Source organism: Pontibacterium sp. (assembly GCF_041587635.1).
In the GTDB taxonomy this organism is placed as follows: Bacteria; Pseudomonadota; Gammaproteobacteria; order Pseudomonadales; family Balneatricaceae; genus Pontibacterium.
On record NZ_JBFGYC010000270.1, the window covers coordinates 1 to 5,321 of the forward strand.

The 5,321-nt window shown below is 52.4% G+C and carries 1 protein-coding gene; it reads left to right on the forward strand.

Features of this window, described 5'->3' with window-relative positions; all coding sequences use genetic code 11:
* On the forward strand, positions 1 to 5,321 hold a 5,321-nt coding region (locus tag ABYW01_RS13170; protein WP_372833408.1), incomplete at both ends, for a beta strand repeat-containing protein.

The window sequence follows — 5,321 nt, forward strand, 5'->3', positions numbered from 1 at the left end:
TGGCGGATGATGCCAGTGGCCGTTTTGTTATTGATGGCGCCAGCGGTGTGATCAGTGTGAAGCAGGGCGCGACGATTCTGCTGGGTGATGCTTTCTATGATGTGACAGTTAGAGCAACCGATGTTTATGACAACAGTGCGGACCAGGTTTTCCGGATCGCGGTGAAAGATGTACCTCCAGTTGCAGTTGATGACTCAGCATCAACCGGCGTAGATACTGTGACTGGACAGGTGTTGAGTAATGACCTGAATCCCGGAGAGACGCTGGACCAGCTACGTGTGGTTGCAGTGAACGGTGAAGCATCAAATCTGGGAATTGCGATCCCCGGCAATGAGGGTGGTCTCTTTACAGTTCAGCCTGATGGTCGTTGGAGTTATACGCCAGATCCGTCTTTCATAAGCAGGCCTGTCGGTCAAAGTATACGGACAGAAGTAACGTTGGAGATCGCTGATAGTCGTGGTTCAACAGCAGAAAGTACGCTCTCGGTCACGGTTAACTTTGCAAACGATGCGCCTACAGATATTACTCTATCCAGTAACACCATCGCACTGGACAGTGATGATCTGATATTGGGGCAGCTCAATGCGACTGATCCTGATTATGGCGATAGAACGTTCTTTTACCTGACCGAAATAGACGGTGATGCAGCGGATAACCGTTTCTTCCGTATCAATAACGGGTCGCTGGAGTTGATCGATACATCGATCGGCACCGGCAACAAAACTGTCCATATTGAAGCTGCGGATCTTCATGGAGGTCGCTCCGTACAGAGTTTCAATATTGTGGTCACAGAGACGGCCGTTCTGACGATCACCGGGGACCTCGATACCACACGTGATGCCGCCGACGGCAGCTATAACGGACTGGTCAAAGAAGGTGCTGCGGCTGGCAGCGCAGTGGGGATTCAGGTACAGGTCGATTACCTTCTGAATGACAATCCAACCATCAGTTTCAGCTTGCTGGATAATGCGGATAATCGTTTTGTCATCGACCAGTATGGGGTGATAACCGTAGCTGAAAATGCGGTCTTTGATGCAACAATTACCTCTACGTACACTGTCATTGTGCAGGCACAGGTGGGTGTTGATGTTGTGACCTCATCGTTCGTGATTGGTGTTGTGCCTGCGGCTTTGGGCGTGGCTGATGATACGGCTGAGGTATCCGAAGATGCTGCATCGGTGGGTGGAAACGTACTGGACAACGATCCATCGAATGCTCAACTGGGTGGTCCGTTGACGGTTCTGGCGATTAATGATCAGAGCGGTGACCTTGGTCAGAGTATTGCGGGTGACAACGGTGGCAACTTCACGGTTAACGCGAACGGTAGCTGGCAGTTTGATCCTGCGGGAGCGTTTGATGACCTCGCGATCAATGAAACCCGGATGACAACCGTTACGATTACCGTCAGGAATACGCTGGGCGATACAGCGTCGAGCACGTTGAGTGTCACTGTCACCGGACAGCCTGACGCCCCGACGGATCTGCAACTGGATAATCTGAATTTTGATGTACGTACGACACCGCCAATTGTCGGCCGGTTAAGTGGCACCGATATCGATACCGATCAAGCGGACCTGACCTTTAGCCTGCTGAATCGGCCTGAGCTTCCACATAATGCGTTCTTCGATATTGCAGGAGATCAGCTACGAGTAAAAAATGGGGTTACGTTGGAGGTGGGTGTTGTCTACAACCTCTATATTGAAGTGTTTGACGGCAATTCCAGTGTTGGGCGGACGTTCGCGGTGGCTGCAACAGATCCAACCGTACCTTACATCACCGGTGACAGTGATGTGGCGGGTGATAATCAGGATAAAACCGTTCAGGGATCGGTGGATGAAGGCCGCTATAACAGCGCCACAGAGGTAGGAATCACCGTCGAAAGTACGTTTGGTGGTGATCTGAACTACTCGTTACACGATACGGATAGCCCGGCAGATACACATGATCTGTTCACCATCGATGCCAGTAGTGGTGTGATCAGCGTGAAAGAAGGCGCTGTGCTGAATGCCGAGTCGGCAACACGTAACACCGTATTGGTTAAAGCGACTGATACAACCGATGCGAACAACAGTACGACCCGAATCTTCACGATTGAAGTGAATAACCTTGCGCCTACTGTTGTTGATGATCATCAGAACATCAGCAATCAGGCGACTGTTACGACAGGTAATATCCGTATCAACGACAGCGATCCGGGCAGTACCGGTAGCATGCGTAACCTGGAAATTTTGCAGATCAATGATGTTGCATATTCCGGTGCGCCAATCGCAGGTTCAGCGGGTGGCGAGTTTGTGTTTGGCACGAATGGCAGTTGGACGTTCCGTTTAGGTGACGACTTCCAACACCTGCAACCAGGCGAGTCTGTATCAACTTCTATTCGTATCTTAAGTCAGGATGCGGGGCCATTTAATAATCCAACTTTTGTTCCTACCGATGCGGTTGAGAGTACGCTGACGGTTGTGGTGACTGCGCCTGGTGATATTGGTCTGGACAACAACCGTCTGGATCTCGCCCAGACAGACAGCAATGTGGGTGACCTGTCGTCAGTGGCCGCAGGGGCAGGGCCTTTTACCTTTGAGTTGGTGTCCGGCGATGGTGACGGCGGTAATGCACTGTTCCGTATTGATGGCAGCGCGTTAGTTGTTGAACGCGAACCGATGCCTGCTGCGGGTGAATACAATATCAGGGTGCGAATGTCATCGTCGGATGGTCCGGTTGAGGCGATGTTCACCATTGTATTGCTCAACACCTCTCTGTCGTTTGATCTGGTTGATATCAATTCCCGACCAGGCTCTGATGTGCGTCATGAGGGCACGCCATCCGGTTTTGGCACTGTGACGGAAGGAGCTGCTGCAGGTAGCGAAGTGGGTATCCGTGTGCAACCGGATCAGCCAACGGATGTGATCACCTATGCATTGACCGACACGGCCGATGGCCGCTTCACGATTCATGCTGAGACCGGTGTTGTGACGGTGGATGATGCATCACGGATCAATGCGGAAGACGGTACCTTTTCCTACCTGATTAGAGGCACGGCGACTGAGCAAAGTTCGGGTCGTGTTGAGCAGTTCGCGTTTACCATCTATCTGGACAATGCGCCGTTGCAGGCCAGCAATGATCAGGTAAATATTCTGGCAAATGCAACAACCGCAATTAGTGGCAACGTTTTCGATAATGATAGCGATGCGAACAGCAGCCTGCCGGGTGGTGATGTGGCTGTTTTGGGGGCGGGTAGCACGTTTGATAGCTACAAAGGCCAGAACGGGATTAACTACACAGACCTGATCCCACAGATGGGCAATGGGCTTGGTCAGACGGTCGCAGGTAGCGATGGCGGTGTGTTCCGTATCAATGCTGATGGTAGCTGGACCTTTGAACACAATGGCGACTTTAACGACTTAGCGGTCGATGCGACGCGGGAAACCCGTATCACCGTTATGGTATCGGATGTGGGCCTGGGTTGGGGTGTCGACAGCATTATCCGGGATGACCTTCCCGATTTCCTGAACGGTAAGAAACCCGGTACGCCAGTTGCGACTGAGATTGTGGTCACCGTCACGGGTACGTTGAATACTCAGGATTTTCAGCTGGTGGATACTGATCCTGCTCACAATGGCCGCGGTATGAACCCTCATGGCTATGGTGCGGTGAGCGAAGGTGCTGCGAACGGCACGTTAGTTGGGATTACTGTTGGCGCTACCGAATCACGTCAGACGCTCACGTTTGCGATGACGGATGATGCGGGTGGTCGTTTCGACATTGATACCAGCACGGGTGCCATCAGCGTTAAAAACGGTACGTTACTGAATGCTGAAGACGGCTCCAATCACTATCAGGTGCGTGTGACTGCCACAGAAGCAGGCACGGGTCTGGTCTCTAAAGATACCTTTATCATCTTCCTCGATAACGCAACACTGAATGCGGCGGATGATTATGGTCAGCAGAATGCCGACGCAACCACGCCGATCTCTGGCAACGTGTTTAGCAACGACCGGGATGCGAACAGTACGTTGCCAGGGGACGATGTGGTCGTCTGGGCCGCAGGTACGTCGGTGGACAGTATCAGCAGCAGTCCGGAACTGACCTTGGCCGACGCCAGCAGTATTGGCGGCGATGGTATTGGTCAACCGGTTGTGGGCAGTAGCGGCGGTCTCTTCCGCATTGATCACAATGGTAACTGGACCTTTGAACATAACGGCGACTTTGATGATCTTGCGGTTGGTGTGACCCGCGAAACACGTATTTCCGTCTTGGTCAGTGATCAGGGGCTGGAGTGGGGCGAAGACAGTATTATCGCCGATACCCTGCCAGACTTCGTGAATGACAAGCCCGGACAGCCTGTTGTTTCTGAAATTATTGTGACGGTTGTTGGTATCGACAACACGGTGACATTTGAGCTGAGTGATATCGATGACACGCACAATAGCCGTGGTATGAATCCAAATGGTTATGGTGCCGTCAATGAAAACACAGCAGATGATTCCAGCGTGGGTATCACAGTTGCACCTACAACAACGCGCCAGACCTTAACATTTGAACTGACAAACAGCGCGGATGGGCGGTTCTCTATCGATGACAATGGCGTGATCCGTGTTGTTGATGGCACCCGCATCAATGCTGAGTCAGGTGTCGATCATTACAAAGTTGTGGTGGTTGCACGTGAAACCGCAACAGGCCAGACGGGCACGCAGACCTTCACTATCTTTGTGGATAACACGCCGCTGAACGCCTTGGATGATGCCGGTCAGACAACGGAAAATGCAACCGCTCCGATTTCCGGCAATGTCTTCTCCAACGATTCTGATCCGAACAGTGTTTTGCCGGGCAACGATGCGGTGGTGCTGGCGGCAGGTCCCACCGTAGATTCCCTGCGTGGTCAGACCGGCCTCAGTATCATCGGTATCAGTGACCATATCGGTCAGGGTTTGAGCACAACCGTTGCTGGTAGCAACGGAGGAATTTTCCGTATTACGCCTGAAGGTAACTGGCAGTTTGAAACTAATGGGGACTTTGCCGCATTGGATCAGGGGCAGACCACAACATCCAGCCTTACGGTTGTGAGTTCAGATCATGGCATGGTCTGGGGCGAAGACTTTAATGTTGGTGACGATCTACCTGCATTTGTTAATGGTAAACCGGGTGCACCGGTCGTGACAGAGATTGTGGTGACGATTGTGGGTGAGAACGCTGCACCGGTCGTGACGCCGCCTGCTCCAACTCCACCTGCTCCGACGCCGGTTGACCCAGCACCAACGGATCCAACACCTACAGATCCAACACCAACGGATCCAACACCAACGGATCCAACACCAACGGACCCA